11 protein-coding genes are annotated in these 17739 nt (G+C 68.2%); 10 read left to right on the forward strand and 1 reads right to left on the reverse strand.

Annotation, left to right across the window (positions count from 1 at the left end):
• The first annotated feature begins 81 nt into the window (after nucleotides 1-81).
• The 6 genes from CKO40_RS08730 (at nucleotide 82) to CKO40_RS08755 (ending at nucleotide 8261) form a co-directional block, all read left to right on the forward strand.
• Complete coding sequence (locus CKO40_RS08730) at nucleotides 82-642, forward strand: Uma2 family endonuclease (protein WP_200345819.1); 561 nt, start codon at nucleotides 82-84, stop codon at nucleotides 640-642.
• 38 nt (nucleotides 643-680) lie between these two features.
• On the forward strand, nucleotides 681-4013 hold the full coding sequence (locus CKO40_RS08735; RefSeq protein ID WP_200345820.1) for a DEAD/DEAH box helicase: 3333 nt from the start codon (nucleotides 681-683) through the stop codon (nucleotides 4011-4013).
• Nucleotides 4014-4057: 44 nt separating this feature from the next.
• Nucleotides 4058-4957 carry an SWIM zinc finger family protein gene (locus CKO40_RS08740; protein WP_200345821.1) on the forward strand — a complete coding sequence of 300 codons (900 nt, stop codon included), beginning with the start codon at nucleotides 4058-4060 and terminating at the stop codon, nucleotides 4955-4957.
• 25 nt (nucleotides 4958-4982) lie between these two features.
• Nucleotides 4983-5378 carry an HI0074 family nucleotidyltransferase substrate-binding subunit gene (locus tag CKO40_RS08745; protein ID WP_200345822.1) on the forward strand — a complete coding sequence of 132 codons (396 nt, stop codon included), beginning with the start codon at nucleotides 4983-4985 and terminating at the stop codon, nucleotides 5376-5378.
• On the forward strand, nucleotides 5363-5722 hold the full coding sequence (locus CKO40_RS08750) for a nucleotidyltransferase domain-containing protein (RefSeq protein WP_200345823.1): 360 nt from the start codon (nucleotides 5363-5365) through the stop codon (nucleotides 5720-5722). Before CKO40_RS08745 ends, CKO40_RS08750 begins: the two co-directional genes overlap by 16 nt.
• 73 nt (nucleotides 5723-5795) lie before the next feature.
• Nucleotides 5796-8261 carry a 2OG-Fe(II) oxygenase gene (locus tag CKO40_RS08755; RefSeq protein ID WP_200345824.1) on the forward strand — a complete coding sequence of 822 codons (2466 nt, stop codon included), beginning with the start codon at nucleotides 5796-5798 and terminating at the stop codon, nucleotides 8259-8261.
• Between the two features lie 228 nt (nucleotides 8262-8489).
• Here the strand turns inward: CKO40_RS08755 and CKO40_RS08760 are convergent, their stop codons facing one another.
• Complete coding sequence (locus CKO40_RS08760; protein WP_200345825.1) at nucleotides 8490-9362, reverse strand: DUF1295 domain-containing protein; 873 nt, start codon at nucleotides 9360-9362, stop codon at nucleotides 8490-8492.
• Nucleotides 9363-9476: 114 nt separating this feature from the next.
• On the opposite strand from CKO40_RS08760, the gene CKO40_RS08765 reads away from it, so the two are divergent.
• The 4 genes from CKO40_RS08765 (at nucleotide 9477) to CKO40_RS08780 (ending at nucleotide 17683) form a co-directional block, all read left to right on the forward strand.
• Nucleotides 9477-10823 carry an MFS transporter gene (locus tag CKO40_RS08765; protein ID WP_200345826.1) on the forward strand — a complete coding sequence of 449 codons (1347 nt, stop codon included), beginning with the start codon at nucleotides 9477-9479 and terminating at the stop codon, nucleotides 10821-10823.
• Nucleotides 10824-10929: 106 nt separating this feature from the next.
• A complete protein-coding gene (locus tag CKO40_RS08770; protein WP_200345827.1) occupies nucleotides 10930-12486 on the forward strand; it encodes a DUF2235 domain-containing protein in 1557 nt (518 codons plus the stop codon).
• A gap of 557 nt (nucleotides 12487-13043) precedes the next feature.
• A complete protein-coding gene (locus CKO40_RS08775; RefSeq protein ID WP_200345828.1) occupies nucleotides 13044-14078 on the forward strand; it encodes an efflux RND transporter periplasmic adaptor subunit in 1035 nt (344 codons plus the stop codon).
• The gene (locus CKO40_RS08780) at nucleotides 14075-17683 is read left to right on the forward strand and encodes an efflux RND transporter permease subunit (protein WP_200345829.1); all 3609 of its coding nucleotides are present in this window, start codon (nucleotides 14075-14077) and stop codon (nucleotides 17681-17683) included. The genes CKO40_RS08775 and CKO40_RS08780 overlap by 4 nt, the downstream gene beginning before the upstream one ends.
• Nucleotides 17684-17739: the final 56 nt, after the last annotated feature.

Consider the following 17739-nt stretch of genomic DNA (forward strand, 5'->3'; position numbering starts at 1 on the left):
CGTCAACGACAGTCCCCACTGGCGCGAGGTATCCGCATAGAGATAGCCTAACGCCTCTGTCCTGTCGCGAGGTCCTCCCCCATGGAAGCGAGACGACTAAGCACCGTCGATGATCTGCTGCGCTCCAGCGAGGAGCGTGTCGAGCTGATAGACGGTGAAATCGTCAAGCGCCCGATGGCGCGCTCCGAGCATGCGCTGATCCAATCCGGCCTCTCCGACGAGGTCTCGCTGTTCAAGCGCAAGGACGGCCCTGGCGGCTGGTGGATCATGCCCGAGATCAGCGTCGAGTATGCCGAGCACCAATGCCCCAGCCATGATCTGGCAGGATGGCGCAAAGAACGCGTCCCCGGCCGTCCCTCGGGGATCATGACCATCCTCCCCGACTGGGTGTGCGAGATCACCTCACCTGGACACGAACGAAAGGACCTGTTCCACCATTTCTTGCTCTTGCAGCGCAACCAGGTGCCCTACTACTGGGTCATCTCCCCGGAAGACAAGACACTGATTGCTTACGAATTGCTTGCAGAGACCTACCATGTTGCCTTTGCTGTGGAGTCGGGCGTCGATCAGTCGCTCGGCAAGTCCAGAATCCCGCCTTTTGCCGACACCGAGATCGATCTCGACTATGTGTTCGGCGATTGACCGGTAAGCTACACCGAACTTCACGATCGCGCGCCTCAATGGAGATCCTGCACGCCTTCTGGCACCCCGATCCAACCGATGCCTTCGCCCGCGGCGGCCGCTTCCGACTCTGGGTCGAGACCGACCTGCCGCCCAAGCCAGCAGCGGCCCGCAAGGCCAAGCAGCCCAAGGCGCAGCAGCCGGCCCCGCACCCGTTCGCGCTGCCCAAGGCGCGCTGGCCGGAGCTGCTCGAGACGTTCGGGTCGGCGACCACGCGCGACGCGGCCGAGGGGCGCCTGCAGCCCTGCCCAGTCTGGCTGCCGAGCAGCCCGGATCGGCCTCTGCCCTCGCCCGAGCTGGCCCATCGCCTCGGCGAGCCGGTCACGGGCCTGGCGGATGCGGAAGCCGACGCCGATTCCAGTGCTGACCCAGATGCCGATTCCGATACGATCAGGCGGCGCCCCTGGCAGGTCGAGACCTTCCCGCTCGAGGCGCCGCTGCGCCAATTCCGCGAGCTGCGCTTCCTGACCGATGACACCTTCGGCGATCGGCGCGCCGGCCCCGATCTGCTGTTCTGGCATTGGCTCACGCAAGCGCTCAAGCAGCTGTTGCTGCAGGATCAGTATCTGCCCGGCCTGCGCTATCGCCAGCCACCGAAGCTCCCGAGGCGCAAGAGCGCCCCGCCCGGCGAGCTGCACCCGGTCTGGCAATGGGCCGGCCGTGCCTATGAGCAGCTGATCGAACAGGCGGTGCCGGCAATGCCAGCAGCGTGCGCCGCCGGCAGCGAGACCCCGCTCGACCCGGCCAGCGTGCTCGCACACTGTGCCGCAGTCCTGCTCGACGAGCTGGTGCGCACGACGCCGCTGCCGGCCACCTTCGAGAAGCGCATCGACGGCAGCCTCATCGCGTTCGGGCTCAAGGTCGAGCCCGGTCAGCACCCGTTGCCTGCCACCGAGGGCGGATTGGCGCTGTATCGGGAGTGGCGCCGCTGGCGTCAGGCCATCGACGGCGGCGAGCAAGCGGCGCGCTTCACGCTCGGCTTCCGCCTGCTCGAGCCCGACCCGGCCGAACCCGAACAGGCCGAGGCCGACGCCGACCCCCAGGCCAGCAACTGGACCCTGGAGCTGATCGTGATCCCGCGCGACGACCCCTCTCAGCGGCTGCCGCTGGCCGATTATTGGGATGCCTTGAGCGAGGAGCAGGAGGCCTTCCGCGCGCGGCTCGGCGATGCCGATTTCGAGCGCCATCTGCTGCTCGATCTCGGGCTCGCCGCGCGCATCTATCCCAAGCTCTGGGATGGGATGGCGACCGCTGAGCCGCAGGCGCTCGCGCTGAGCATCGACGAGGCCTTCGACTTCCTCAAGGACTCGGCCTGGGTGCTCGAGAGCGCCGGCTACAAGGTGGTGGTGCCGGCCTGGTGGACGCCGAGCGGGCGGCGCCGGGCCAAACTGCGCCTGCAGGGCGCGAGCGCGCCGAGCGCATCGAGCAGCGAGACCGCGGCCGGCACCCGCCGCTTCGGCCTCGATCAGCTGCTGCAATACCGCTACGCGCTCAGCATCGGCGACGAGGAGGTCAGCCCCGAGGAATGGGAAGCACTTATCGCCGCCAAGACCCCGCTGGTGCGCTTTCGCGGCGAATGGGTCGAGCTCGACCGCGAGCGTATGGCCGAGATGCTCGCGTTCTGGCAGCGCCAAGGCGACGAGACCGTCAGCCTCAGCCTGCCCGAGCTGTTGCAGCAGACCGCTCAGGACGAGACGCTGGAGATCGACCGCGACTCGGCCCTGGCCGAGATGCTCGAGCGCCTGAGCGACGACAGCCGCCTGGAGCTGGCCGAGACGCCAGCGGCGCTCAACGCCACCTTGCGCGACTACCAACGCCGCGGCCTGTCCTGGATCGGCTATCTGGAGCAGCTCGGGATGAACGGCTGTCTCGCCGACGACATGGGCCTCGGCAAGACCCTGCAGGTAATCGCGCAGCTGGTGCGCGAGCGAGAAGACGGCGCCCAGCGAGGTGCCAGGCCGGGCGGCGAGTCGGACGCTCAGCCGGATGCCGGGCCGGGTGCCGAGCCGGGCGGCGAGCCGGCCGTAGCGCCGGTCCCCGAGCCGGGTCCGACCCTGTTGGTCGCCCCGACCTCGGTGCTCGGCAACTGGCAGCGCGAGGTGCAGCGCTTCGCGCCGCAGCTCTCGACCCATCTGCATCATGGTCCGGCGCGCGAGCAGGACAAGACGGCCTTTGCCGCCCAGGCCGGGCAGGTCGCGCTGGTGATCACCTCCTACGCGCTCGCGCGCAAGGATGCCGCCTTGCTATCGAGCCTCGACTGGCACCGGGTGGTACTGGACGAGGCGCAGAACATCAAGAACCCGAAGGCGGCGCAGACCAAGGCGGTCTACAAGCTGCCAGCACCGCGCCGGCTGGCGCTGACCGGCACCCCGGTCGAGAATCGGCTCGGCGATCTCTGGTCGTTGTTCGAGTTCCTGCAGCCGGGCTATCTCGGCACCCGGGCGCGCTTCCGCAAGACCTTCGAGCTGCCGGTGCAGCGCGACAAGGACCCGGTCCAGACCCACACGCTCAAGCAGCTGGTGCAGCCGTTCATCCTTAGGCGCGTTAAGACCGATAAGGCGATCATCAGCGACCTGCCCGACAAGCTCGAGGCGCCGCAATACTGCCAGCTCAGCCGCGAGCAAGGCGCCCTCTACGAGAGCCTGGTGCGCGATGTCGAGCAGCAGCTCGAGCAGGTCGAAGGGTCCGAGCGCAGCGGCCTGATGCTCTCGACCCTGATGAAGCTGAAGCAGATCTGCAACCACCCGGCGCAGTTCCTGCACGACGGCAGCCCCTTCACCCCCCAGCGCTCGAACAAGTTGCAACGACTGCAGGAGATGCTCGAGGAGACCATGAGCGAGGGCGACAGCGTGCTGGTCTTCACCCAGTTCACCGAGATCGGCGAGCAACTCGAGCGGCTCGCCCGCCAGCGCTGGCGCCTCAACACCTTCTTCCTGCACGGCGGCACCCCGCAGCGCCGGCGCGAGGCGATGATCGCCGAGTTCCAGGACCCGGCCAGCGCGCCGTCGCTATTCATCCTCTCGCTCAAGGCCGGCGGCGTCGGCATCACCCTGACCAAGGCCAACCATGTGTTCCATTTCGACCGCTGGTGGAACCCGGCGGTCGAGGACCAGGCCAGCGACCGCGCCTACCGCATCGGCCAGGAGAAGACCGTGTTCGTGCACAAGTTCGTGACCCTAGGCACGCTCGAGGAGCGCATCGACGCGATGATCGAAGAGAAGAAGGCGGTGGCCGGCGCCATCATCGGTGATGATGAGTCTTGGCTCACCGATCTGGACAACGACCGCTTCAAGGCGCTGATTCGGCTCAATCGGGAGGCGGTTGGGGAGTGAAGTGTGAAGTTTGAAGTGAGAAGTTTGAAGGGTGAAGGTTCAATATGAGCAGCCATGGCAAGACCTGGTGGGGGCAGCGCTTCATCGCGGCGCTGGAGGAGCAGATGGATGCCGGGCGCCTGCAGCGGGGGCGTTCCTATGGCGGACCGAGCCGGATTCTCGGTTTCGAGATCGGGGCTGATGGCAAGGTCAGCGCGACCGTGCGCGGCAACGTCAATCCGTACTTCGGGGTCACCAAGGAGCCCCGCTATCAGGTTGAACTGCAGCTCGCGCCGATCCCGGCCAAGGCACGCAAGGCATTGATCGCTCAGCTCGGCAGCCGCGCCGATCTGGTCAGCCGGCTGCTGATGAACGAGATGCCCGATGACATCGACGCCGCCTTCGCGGCCTCGGGCTTCACGCTGTTGCCGCACAGCGCGCAGGACTTCGCGCGCACCGATTGCTCCTGTCCCGACTACGCCAATCCCTGCAAGCATATCGCCGGCGTCTACTATCGGCTCGCCGATCAGCTCGACCAGGACCCGCTGCTGCTGTTCGAGCTGCGCGGGCTCGGGCGCGCCCGGCTGCGCGCCGAGCTTGCGAAGACGCCACTCGGCCAGGCGCTCGCGCCGCTGATGAGCGAGGACGACGAGGCGCCGCCGGAACCGGTCGAGTCGCTCTATCCGCCCCTGTTGCCGCACGCGCAGCCGCAAGCGGCGCGGCCGCAAGGGACGGCAGCGAGTGTGGAGGCAGGCGCAGCGGCCGTCGATGCGCGCGCCTTCTGGCATGCGCCCGCGCCGCTGCCCGAGGATAAGGCGCACTCGGGCGAAGCGGCCAGCGTGCCGGCCATGCTGGTCAAGAAGGGCGGCGACTTCCCGCCGTTCTGGGACCGCTCGCAGTCGTTCATCGCGGTGATGGAGGAGCTCTATCGCCGCGTCAAGAGCAAGCACAAGCAGCGCCTGTGATCGGCGACGCCCCGGTGTGACCCGAATGGACAGCGAACGCCTGAACGAACGCATCGTCGATTTCCTCAAGGGCGTGCATCAACTCGAGCGCGCCGTCGCCCAGCCGTTCAACGAGTTCACGCGCGACGCAACGATCCAACGCTTCGAATTTTGTTACGAGCTGGCCTGGAAGCTGCTCAAGCTCAAGCTCGAAAGGGAGGGCATCGATGCGCGAACGCCGAGACAGGCGCTGCAGGAGGCCCTGCAGGTCGCGCTGATCGACGACGGCAATGCCTGGAGCGAGATCCAGCGCTACCGTAACCTCACCAGTCACACTTACAACGAGCGGTTGGCCGATGAGGTCTATGCCTTCATCGGCCAACAGGCGCTACCGCGATTCCAGCGGCTGGCGCAGGAGGCCAACGCATGGAAGACCCGCTGACCTTTGGCTTGTCCGCGCGCATCCGGGACGATTTCATCCAGATATTCGAGCGCTATCCACAGATCGAGCGGGTGCTGATCTTCGGCTCCCGGGCCAAGAGCAGCGCCAGACCCGGCTCGGACATCGATCTCGCGGTGTGCGCGCCGCAGATGACCGACCTGGAATTCGCCCAGCTCTGGAACGCGATCGACGACCTGCCGCTGGTGTTCAAGGTGGACCTGCTGCATTGGGACCGCCTCGCCAACGCACGGCTGAAGGACAAGATCCGACGGGAAGGCCATCCGTTCTATGAACCGGCACCAGACCACAAGCATTTGGCCATCGGGGGCATCGCGCAAGACTGATCGCTCCCCCAGGCGGGCCCTGAGTCGGTATCCTCTTTGACCGCGCCTGAACGACGATCACCGGAGCCTCGCCATGACCCAGCTCGCGCACGACCTCGCCAACGCCTTGAAGGCCGCCGAGCGCCCCGGCGACTTCTACGCAAGTGGTACGCTGGATATGCACCCGCTGCGGCTCGAGGCCGAGGGTGTCGGGCCGATCGCGCTGCCGCTGCTGCCGGGTCAGGCCGAGCGGCTCATCGCTCAGGCCGAGCAGGCGCCCTGCGGCCGCGGCAGCGAGACGCTGGTCGATCCCGAGGTGCGTCGCACCTGGCAGCTCGATGCGGCCAGCGTCCAGATCTGTGGCCGCCGTTGGGCCGAGGACCTGGGGCAGATCGTCCAGCAGGCGGCGGACGGGCTCGGTGTCTCCGGCGCGGTCGAGGCCGAGCTCTACAAGCTGCTGGTCTACGACACCGGCAGCTTCTTTGTGCCGCATCGCGACACCGAGAAGGCGCCGGGAATGTTCGCGACCATGGTGGTCGTGCTGCCCTCGCCCTTCACCGGCGGCGAGCTGGTGATCCGCCACAAGGGGCACGAGGCGCGGCTCGACCTGCGCCGCGACGAGCCCTCCGAGGTCGCCTGGGCCGCCTTCTATGCCGACTGCCGGCACGAGGTCCTGCCGATCGCCTCCGGGTATCGGCTCGCGCTGATCTACAACCTGATCCGACCACACGGCGAGCCGATCCCGCAGCCGCCCGATCACGACAGCGTCTGCGCCGTCGTGACCGACCTGTTGCGCGCCTGGGGCCAGGGGCCGAACCAGCAGCAGCCGGATCAGGATGAGCCGAACAAGCTCGTGCTGCCGTTGGAGCATGCCTACAGCGAGGCCGAGCTCGGCTTCCAGACGCTCAAGGGCGCCGATGCCGCCGTCGCCGGGGTGGTCCGCGCCGCGGCCGAGGCCGCGGGCTGCGACCTCCATCTCGGGCTGGTCAGCGTCTACGAGTACGGGCTCGCCGAGCACACCGGGTACTACGGTGGTTGGGGCCGGCGCCGCGGCTGGCGCGATGACGACGCCGACGAGGAGTTCGAGATCATCGAGGCGACCGAGGAAGGCCGCGTCATCCGCCACTGGCGGCTGCCGGACGGCAGCGCGCCGGCGATCGGCGAGCTCGACATCGACGACAACGAGCTCAGCCCGCCCGATGCCTTCGCCGGCTTCGACGACATCGAGCCCGATTTTCAGGAGGCCACCGGGAACGAAGGCGCGTCCTATGAGCGCTCCTATCAGTGCGCGGCGCTGGTGGTATGGCCGCGCAGCCATCGCGGCGCGGTGCTGGCCGCGGGCGGGCTCGGCGTCAGCATGCCTTACCTATCCGCATTGCTCGATCGCTGGCGGCAGGCCGCGGCCAGCGACCGGGATGCATTGCGCGAGGAGGCCCATGCACTGGCGCTCGCGATCCGCGATCACTGGCCGAACAAGGTATCGCGCCCCTGGTGGGCAAGCGGTCACGCGCAGGAAGGGGACTTGATCGCCGCGCTCGCCGAGATCGGGGATCATGCCGCTGCCGCCGAGTTCATCCTCGACCAGATTGCCGCCGGTACCTATGACGCGGCCGACAATGCGCAGCTCGTCAAGGTACTGGCCGAGTTATCGAAGGCGCAGGCCGCCGAGCTGCTCGGCGCCGTCATCAGCGGCAACGCGCTGGTCAAGCCGGCCGCCTGCGCCGACCTGCTCGCGCGTTACACGGCTCATCCCGGCCACGCTGGCGACGCCCTCCGCCCCGCGGCCGAGGCCCTGCTCGCGGCCCTGCCCGGCTCGGCCGCAACGCCGGCCGAGCTGCCGCCCGAACAGCGCTATCGGCACGAACCGCCCTCAGCGGCGCTGGTCGCCGATACGCTAACCGCATTGAGCCGCATCGACCCGGACCCAGCTGAGACAGCCCCAGCCGAGCCAGCACGGACCGAACGCGCACAGGCCGAACAAGTCCGGGTCGAAGAACAGCGGGCGGAAGAAGAACGGGCTCAACGAGAACACGCTGGACAAGGACTGGCCGAGCAGGCGCTGTCCCTGTTCCTGAAGGATCATGAGCGCTACCCGATAGATAGCGTCCTGCTGCCAGCGGCCTTGCATCTGGTGGAGCAGGATCGCCCCGGCGCATCCGAGGCGCTCCCCAATGCTGACTCGGACGCCCCAGGCACCGCCGCCAACCGGCTCCGCAATGCCGTATTGCAGCACCTCGAGCAGCGCATCGCCGAGCCGCTGGCACCGCCGGCCGATTGGGAGCGCCCGGCGACGGTTCAATGCACCTGCACCGATTGCCGCAATCTGAACCGCTTCCTCGCTTCCCCGACGGAATCGACCTGGCGCCTCAAGGCAGCTGAGCAGAGCCGTAGGCATGTGGAGCACAGCATCCAACGCAGCCAGTGCGATCTCGACTGCACGACCAACAAGCTTGGTCGGCCCTACACCCTCGTCTGTAAGAAGAACCAGGCCAGCTATGAGCGTCGGGTGCAGCAGCGCGAGAAGGATCTGGACGACCGGGCTCGATTGACCGGCCGCTGATCCTCTTCAAGCAGCCGCTTAGCAACATTTCGCGGCCGAGCACAGCAGCCGTTGCACTAGACTGAGAACACAGCGCTCGTGGATCACTCGCCATCGGCAAGCTCCCGATTCTGATCGATCGACCTGCGCGGGTAGGGATTGCGTCACGTTGAGGCGCCTACAGATCGCGGCGATCTGGTCTCGCTTCTCGGCGATGGTCGCGTGCATCGGCTCGGTCTCTCGCCTGAGTCAACGCGGCGGACGCGGGAACAGCACCGGTGTGCGCGCCTTGTACTCGCGATAGGCCGGGTCATCGCCCCAGCGCTCCTCGGCGCTCGCCTCGAGCATCGGGATGCCGCTGATCCGGGTCAGCAGCAGATAGACGAACAGCGGCGAGATCAGGGTGAGGTACTGCCAGCCCGACAGGGCGGGCAGCGCGATCAGCGCGACGCCGGTCCAAAGGGTGATCTCGCCGAAATAGTTCGGATGGCGCGACCAGGCCCAGAGGCCGGAGCGGATGAACTGTCCCTTGTTGGCCGGGTCCTTGCGGAATGCCTGCTTCTGCGCATCGGCGACTGCCTCGATTCCGAAGCCGACCACCCAGACCAAGAGGCCGATCCAGCCGAGCAGCCCGAACGCCGGCGCGCTCGCGGCGGTCATCGCCGCCAGCGCCGCGGCCAGCGTCAGGAAGACCCAGAGCCCCTGCAGCGTCCAGGCCATCAGGAAGCGGGTGAACGACGGCTTGATGTCATCGAAGCGGCTATCGCGGCCGGCTTTGCGGACGCGGCGAAAGAGAAAGGTACCGAGGCGCAGCGCCCAGATCGCGACCAGCGCCGCCAGGATCAGTGAGCGCGGATCGAAGCGAGCGGCCAGCAGCAGGGTGCCGAGGGTGACCGTCAGATACGTCAGGCTGCCGGTGAGGTCGTACCAATGCTCGGTCTGCGCCCGATAGGACGGCACGAAGACCGCCCACTGGATCACGAACGCGACCATGCCGGCGAGCGCGAACAACGAGAGGCCGGCAACGGTGACGCCGCCTTGGCTGCCGGCCCAGGCCACCGCCGCGGCGACCAGCAGCGCCGCGACGATCGCGATCACGGATTCGAGGACTTGGTTCTTCATTCTTAGTTGCAGCCTGGGTCTGGATGGTTGTCCGGCAGCGGATGGCTACCACTTCGATCGCTAAGATCATGCCCACCGCCCCCGCAGTCAACCCGGTCGTCAGGATTCCTCCGCATGTCATCAAGCCCCTCCCGATTGCCCGGCTCGCGGTTGCTGCGCTACTCGCTGCCCTCGCTGGTCACTTCGGTCGCCGCCCTGCCGATGGCGCTCTTCATCCCGGCCTTCTACGCCGACGAACTCGGCCTGCCGCTGGCCGCGGTCGGCGCCGCGATCGCGGCGTCCCGAATCTTCGATGTCGTGACCGATCCACTCATCGGCACCCTCAGCGATCGGCTGCCGACCCGCTGGGACCGCCGTAAGCCCTGGATGCTGCTGGGCACGCCGCTGTTCTTGGTCGCGATCTGGCAGGTCTTCGTGCCGGGCGACTCGGCGACGATCGGCGGGCTGCTGCTGTGGGCGGCCCTGCTCTATCTCGGGTTCACCCTGATCGACCTGCCGCACCGGGCCTGGGGTGCCGAGCTGTCGACCGACTACGACGAGCGTTCCCGGATCACCAGCATCCGCGAGGCCCTGTCGATGGCCGGCCAGGTCGCGCTGCTCGGCTTCCTCGTCGTGCTGACGATGCTCGGGCTCGAGGCCGGTGCCGAGCAGCTGCGCGGGATCGCCTGGCTGGTGCTGATCAGCCTGCCGCTGCTCGTCGCGATCGCGGTGCTGACCGTGCCCGAGGGGTCTCCCGGTGGCTTCGCCCATGCGCGCCGCGGTTGGCGGGCCGGCCTGCGCATCCTGCTGCGCAATCCGGCGTTCGGACGCATGGTCGGCTGTGTGCTGCTGTTCGTCTCCGGCATCGCGATCCAGGGCACGCTGCATCGGATGGTGCTCGCCGATGTGATCGGCGACGAATCGCTGTTCCCATTGATGCTGTTTATCGAGAATCTGGCCACACTGGCCGCGGTGCCGGCCTGGCTCTGGCTGTCGGTGCGCATCGGCAAGCATCAGGCGCTGATCGCCGCGGCGCTCTGGCTCGCGGCGCTGAGTCTGCCGCTGATGCTGCTGCGTGCAGGCGATGCGACCCTTTTGATCATCCTGATCGCGATCCGTGGTGCGAGCTTCGCGTCGATCCTGTTCCTCGCGAACTCGATCGCGGCCGACGTGATCGATGTCGACACCCTGGACTCCGGCGAGCAGCGCTCGGGCCTGTTCTTCGCCGTCTGGGGCATGACGACCAAGCTCGCGCTCGCCCTCGGCGTGCTGCTCGGGACCCTGCTGCCGGCGGCCGTCGGCTATGATCCCTCGACGGATGCGACATCGGCAGAGATTCAAGCCCGGCTGATGCTGATCTACGGCGGCGTCCCGGCGCTGATGATGGCCGCCGGCGCCCTCTTCCTCCGGGGTTTCCCGGTCTCGCGGGAACGTCACGCCGAGGTGCGGGCTAAGTTATTGGAGCGCGAGGAGACCGGATAGCGCCTGTGCAAGCGCGGTCGCCAGCGGCATCGCTGACAAATCACTGGCTCAGCCCTCGAAGCGGGACTAGACTGCGGTTGAAATCAGCCAACCCGGGACCGCCAAGATGCGAAACCTGATCGTCTGCGCGGATGGAACCTGGAGCACCGCCGAGCAAGAGACCGACGGTCTCCCGCGGCCAACGAACGTGGTGCGACTCTATAGCGCGCTCGCGGACAAGGGGCCCGGCGACGAGCCGCAGCTGCGCTACTACCACCCGGGACTGGGTACCGACGGAGGGCTGCTGCGGCGGCTGGCCGGCGGTGCGCTCGGCATCGGCCTCGGCCGGAACGTGATGAGCGCCTACCGCTGGCTCAGCGATGAATACGAGCCCGATGATCGCCTCTTCCTGTTCGGCTTCAGCCGCGGCGCCTACACCGTGCGCAGCCTCGCCGGCCTGATCACCCGCTGCGGGCTGATCGAGACGCAAGGGTTGAGCGACCATGATGCCTGGGCGGCGGTCGAGCGCGTCTACGAGCTAGGTTACCGGCAACGCCAGGACCCGGCAGCCTGGTCGCAGGGCCTCGCCTTTCATCATCGCGGCAATGGCATGCCGGCCGATGAGGTCCATTTCCTCGGTGTCTGGGATACGGTCGGCGCGCTCGGCATCCCGGACAACTATGGCGTGCTGAATCTCTTCGACGATGCCACCCGCTACCGCTTCCACGACACCGAGCTGAATCCGAATGTGCTGAACGCCCGCCATGCACTGGCATTGGACGAGCGCCGGGGCAGCTTCAGCCCCACCCTATGGAGCAATCTCGCGGGCCGCAGCAGCGTCCAGCAGCAGTGGTTCCCGGGTTGCCATGGCGATGTCGGCGGCGGCCACATCGAGACCGGTCTCTCCGATGGCGCGCTCGAGTGGATGCTCGACGAGGCCTCGGCGCTCGGACTGGCCCTGGTGCCCGATCTGACCGACCAACTCTCGCCCGATCCGCAGGGCCTGATGCATGACTCGCTGAATGGGTTCTGGCGGCGACTGTTCCATCAACCGCGGACGGTACCAGCGGTCGTCACTGCAGTCACTCCAGCCACTCAAGACATTTCGCTCCATCCGTCAGCGCTGACTCGCCAGCAGCGGCCACCCCTCACCCAGGCCCCCTACCGTCCGACTCGACTGCTCGGTGTCGACGACACCCAAACCCTGGATGTCTTCGCTGCCGAACGCTGGAACGATACCGGCCTCTATCTCGAAGCCGATGCGACCTATCGGTTCGAGGCAGACGGCGAATGGCTGGATGCAGCGATTCCCTGCAGCCCGGCCGGCGACTGCCAGCCGCGGCGATTCTGGGGCGGCCTTGCCCATCGGCTCGGCACCTGGGTCGGCAACGCCGAGCGGCGCTTCGCCCGGATGACCGGCAATCCGCGCGTGAACTTCATCGGCAGCCGGCGGATCGAGACCGCACCCTGGTTCGCGCTGATCGGAGTCGTCGCAAACGGCCGGCTGCAGACGCAGCAAGACGGCTCGCCCCTACCGCATGAGACCCTTGTCATCGGTGCAGGGCTCGAGGCCTGGACACCAAGACAGGGCTCGGGCTACCTCTATTGCTTCGCCAACGATGCCTGGCGTTTCTACGGCAACAATCGAGGCCATGTGCGGCTGACCGTGACCCGCACCGGCTAAGAGGCGGTACCGCAGCGCCTGAACAAGCTGCCCAAGCTGCCCAAGCTGCGAAGATGGTGCATCTGCCGCACCGGCGGGGCATTTGCCCCGCCTGCCCCTCTACGCTCGCTTGAAGCTGATGGCACGCTGCCACCCGGTACGGTAACCCCTCGAGCATTCAGGGTAAGAGGCATTCGGCCCGGCTCGACAGCCGCTTGCGGTTCGCCCCCCTCCACCGCTTACTGTGAATGACGCGAACCTCATCGTTCGGGATGGCACTCCGATCGTAAACGCTACCATGCAACAACGGCAGCAAGCGTTTCCCTCTTCGAGGTCGCACGCCGTCATGATCGTGAGGGAGAGACCAGTCCGAGAGGACGAAGACAGCGGGCCCCGCTCGAGCGGCTGCACGGGACAAGGTACAGGCTTTGCTTACGAAGCGGGTCGTGAGCACCCCGATTCTTCTCCGACCGATGCGTCCCTTGCGGCCAACACCCTCTGCCTCCTTAGGGAAGGTCCAGCCTCGCACGGCCAAACCTTCCGCAGCGCGGCTTCGCGGGGCCGAACCCTGCGCGTCAGTGTTACGTCCTCCTGGACCGACGCTGCTGCTCGCAGCCCTGGTCGCGCTATTCGTCACGGCGACGGCCGCAACAGCGGATGCGAATGCAAGCGCCGAGAGCGAGACCGGCACTGATGCCGGCTCCGGCGGCACCGGCCATCCGCCAGAGTATGTCGTCGAGGCGGAAACCGTTTCCGTCACCCGGGTCGTGCATGCCGAGGTGCGACCCGTGGAGCGCCCCGAGGCCCGCGCGCGCATCGCCGGGCTGCTGCGCGATCTGGCTGTCGACGAGGGCGATGCGGTCGCGGATGGCGAGATCATCGCGCGCGTCGAGCCGCCGAAGCTCGAGGCCCGCATCCAGACGGCCAAGGCCGAGCGCGCCCGAGCCGAGGCCCGTCAGCGCCGCACCGCTCAAGCCCTGGCCCGCGCCGAGGAGCTCCATGCCGACGACGTGATGAGTCAGGCCGATCTCGATGATGCCCGCGAGGCGGCCACTGCGGCCAGCAACGCGGTGGAAGCCGCCGCATCCGAGGTCGACACCCTGCTCGCGCGTCGCGAGCGCGGCGAGGTCCCGGCACCGGCCAAGGGCTGGATCATCGAGGTGCTGCCAGCCAACGGCAGTCCAATGCAGCCCGGCGGCCTGGTCGCGCGCATCGCCGCCGCGCCGGCGGTGATCCGCGTCGCCGTCCCCGAGCGCCACCTGGGCCGGCTTCAGGATGCGACGGCGCTGACCCTCGAGACGGCCTCGGGTCTGCTGGAGGCCGAGCTCCTGCAGCTCTATCCGGATGTGCGCCAAGGCCGGGTCGAGGCCGACCTGCGCCTGCCAACAGGCCAACCGGCGCTGCCGGTCGGGCGCCGGGTCGCGGTCAGGCTCGCCTTGGATCAGGTCGAGCGGCTACTCGTGCCCGAGCGGCTGACCACCGAGCGCCACGGCCTGACCTTCGTCTACCGCGCCGAGGCTGGCTGCACCCTGATCCAGCTGGGGGCGCGTCGGGGGGATCGGATCATCGTCCTCTCCGGGCTGCGCGCCGGCGACCGGCTGATCGCACCATGACGGAACGCGACCCAGGAGAAAAGCCGAGGCAGGACCCGGAACAGAGCCCGGAACAGAGCCCGGAACAGAACCCGGAACAGAACCCGGAACAGGACCCGGCGCAGGCCCCAGAACAGGACCAGGGACCGAACCAGTCGCAGCCGGCAGGGGGTCGGCTGGGCCTGGCGGGACGGATCAGCGCGCTCTTCATCGACAACCCGGTGACACCGATCCTGATCCTGATCGCGGTGCTGCTCGGTATCGTCGGCATCAGTCTGGTGCCGCGCGAGGAGGAGCCGCAGATCCCGGTGCCGCTGGTCGAGGTCCTCGTGCCGGCGCCGGGGCTCTCGGCCCAGGACGTGGTCGAGACCATCACCCGACCGGTCGAAGACATCGTCACCGGCATCGAGGGCGTCGACCACGTCTACTCGCGCAGCCGCGAGGGCCAGGCGGTGATCTCAGCGCGCTTCTACCCCGGCACCAGCAGCGATGACGCGGCGCTGCGCGTGATCGAGCGCATCGGCGCCAACGGCGAGCGCCGCCCGCCCGGCATCCCGGAGCCGCTGATCGTCGCCCGCGGCATCGAGGACGTCGCCGTGGTGACGCTGACGGTCGCCCCGACTCCCAAGGCCGCCGAGCGCTACAGCCGCGCCGATGCCTGGGACGTCGCCGAGGCGCTGCGCTGGCGCATGGCCACCATCGACCGCGCCGGCCTGACCTACCTGGTCGGCGCCGGCGGCACCCAGCTGCGGGTGGAGCCGGACCCGAGCGCACTGGCGCGCTGGGGCGTCAGCGCCAGCACGCTCGCCGAGCGTGTCGCCGCCGCCAACGAGAACCTCTCGCCCGGAGACCTGTTGTCGCCGCAGGCCGGACGTCAAGCGCTGAAGCTCGGCGGCGGCCTCACTGACCCCAGCACCATCGGCAACCTGGTCGTCACCACCCGCGATGGGCGCCCGGTCTATGTGCGCGACCTGGCCCGCACCCTGGTCGCCCCGCCTCAGCCGGGGCCGCTGGTCTGGCATCAGCAGGCCGACCGCGACGGCGGGCTCGAGCCCGAGCGACCCGCAGCGGTGCTGGCGATCGGCAAGCGCCCGGGTGCCAATGGCGTCGAGGTCGCCGCGGCGGCGATGCAGGTCCTGGAGACCGCCCGCGACGAGATCATCCCAACCGGCATGGAGGTGACCGTCACCCGCAACTATGGCGAGAGCGCCAACGACAATGCGCGCGCCCTGCTCTGGCAGTTGGTCGGTGCGACCCTGACCATCGTCGTGCTGATCGCGCTCGCGGTCGGGGTGCGCGAGGCGATCGTCGTCGGTCTGGTGATCCCGACCACCATCCTGCTGACCTTCTTCGCGCTCTGGGCCTTCGGCTACACCATCAACCGAGTGAGCCTGTTCGCGCTGATCTTCGCGATCGGCATCCTGGTCGACGACGCCATCGTCGTGGTCGAGAACATCACCCGGCACTGGGCCGGTGAGCCGCCCGACGCGCGCGGCCGGGCCGCGGCCATCGCGGTGCGCGCGGTCGACGAGGTCGGCAACCCGACCCTGATCTCGACCCTGACCATCATCGCGGCGCTGCTGCCGATGCTGGCGGTGACCGGGCTGATGGGACCCTACATGGCGCCGATCCCGGCCAATGCCTCGGCCGCGGTGATCTTCTCGACCGCGGTGGCTTTGACCGCCACCCCTTGGCTGCTACTGCGCCTGCGCGGGCTGCGTACGCCGCTGCCGAAGCTGCTCGGCCGGCAAGCGAAAGACGAGCGGAACGCACAAGCCGACAGGCAGCGCAACGGGCAAGCCGGCCGACAGGAGGATAAGTGGCGCGAAGGCATGGACAAAGGGAGGGGCCAGAGGTGGGACAATGGGCAGGACGGTGATCCCCCCAACAGCGCCCCGCACAGCAACGGCTCTGGCTCTGGCACCGGCTCTGGCAGCGGCTCTGGCACCGGCAGCAGCAGCAGCGGCGGTTCGGGCGGCGGTTCGGGCGGCCCATTGGGCAGCCTCTACCGGCGTATCGCCGAGCCGGTGCTGCGCACCCGTCGCCGCGCCGCGCTCTTCCTGCTGGTCGTGCTGCTGGCGACGGTCGCCTCGTTCGCCCTGTTCGCCGTCGCTGCGGTGACCGTCAAGCTGCTGCCGTTCGACGACAAGCGCGAGATCCAGGTGGTCGTCGATCTGCCCGAGACCGCCACCGTCGAGCAGACCGACCGCGTCCTGCGCGCCATCAGCGCGCGCCTCGCGCCAGTCCCCGAGATCACCAGCCTGCAGCGCTACGCCGCCACCTCGGCGCCGTTCAATTTCAACGGCCTGATCCGGCAATACTATCTGCGCGAGCTGCCGTTCCAGGGCGACATCAAGGTCAATCTGACCCCAGCCGCCGAGCGCAGGCGCAGCAGCCACGCGATCGCGCTGGCGATCCGCGAGCGCATCGCCGAGGTCCCGGCGCCCGAGGGTAGCGCCATCCGCGTGGTCGAGGTGCCGCCCGGCCCGCCGGTGTTCGCGACCCTACTCGCCGAGGTCTATGGCCCCGATGCCGCAAGTCGGCGTGAAGCCGCCCGCGAGGTCCGTGCAGCCTTCACCGATGTCGATTTCATCGTCGATGTCGACGACACCATCGGCGTGCGCCGCGACCGCCTGCATCTGAATCCGGATCAGGCGGCGTTGGAGCGCCTCGGCGTCTCCGAGCGCGCGGTGCTGAACGAGCTCGGACTGCTGCTCGGCGGCCGCATCCTGGAGCCGACCGCGGACCGGCCGGCACGCGGTGCCTGGCCCATCGTGATCGAGCTAGCGCGGCACGACCGGGGCGAGCTGGAGGCACTATTGTCGGCGCCGGTGCCGGCGGCGGACGGTCTGGTCGAGCTCGGCCAGGTGGTCGAGGTCGAGTCACTGCAGACCGAGCGGCCGGTATTCCGGCGCAACGGTCGCAGCCTGGTGATGGTCCAGGCGACCCTCGCCGGCGCGCGCGAGGCGCCGATCTACGGCATGCTGCAGGTGCAGGATGCACTGCAGAAGGCGAATGCCGATCTCGACATCCGCCTGCGCGGCCAACCGCTTGCGCCCGAGCGACCGGTGCTGCTCTGGCATGGGGAATGGGAGATCACCTACACCACCTTCCGCGACATGGGGCTGGCCTTCATCGGCGCCTTCCTATTGATCTACGCACTGGTAGTCGGCCATTTCGGCCGGCTGAAGCTGCCGCTGGTGATCATGCTGCCGGTGCCGCTGACCCTGCTCGGGATCGTGCTCGGCCATTGGGCGATCGGCGCCAAATTCACCGCGACCTCGATGATCGGCTTCATCGCCCTCGCCGGTATCGTGGTGCGTAACTCGGTGCTGCTGATCGAGTTCATCGAGGCACGGCGCGCGGCCGGCGCCCCGGTGCGCGAGGCGGTGCTCGAGGCCGGCGCCGTGCGCTTCCGACCGATCCTGCTCACCGCGGTCACGGCGATGATCGGCGCATTGTTCATCATCGTCGACCCGATCTTCAAGGGCCTCGCGACCTCGCTGTTCTTCGGCCTGATCTCGTCGACGCTGCTGACCACGCTCGCGATCCCGGCGCTCTACATCTGGCGCCGCGGCAATGACCGCGACCCGGTCGCCCGCGCCGCGGCTGAGGGGGGCGGCTGATTGGCACCGCAGATAATCGCAGCCTCACTGGACTGACTCACCAGCTTTCGCCGCTT

It is taken from the genome of Halochromatium glycolicum (genome assembly GCF_016584085.1).
GTDB lineage: Bacteria > Pseudomonadota > Gammaproteobacteria > Chromatiales > Chromatiaceae > Lamprobacter > Lamprobacter glycolicus.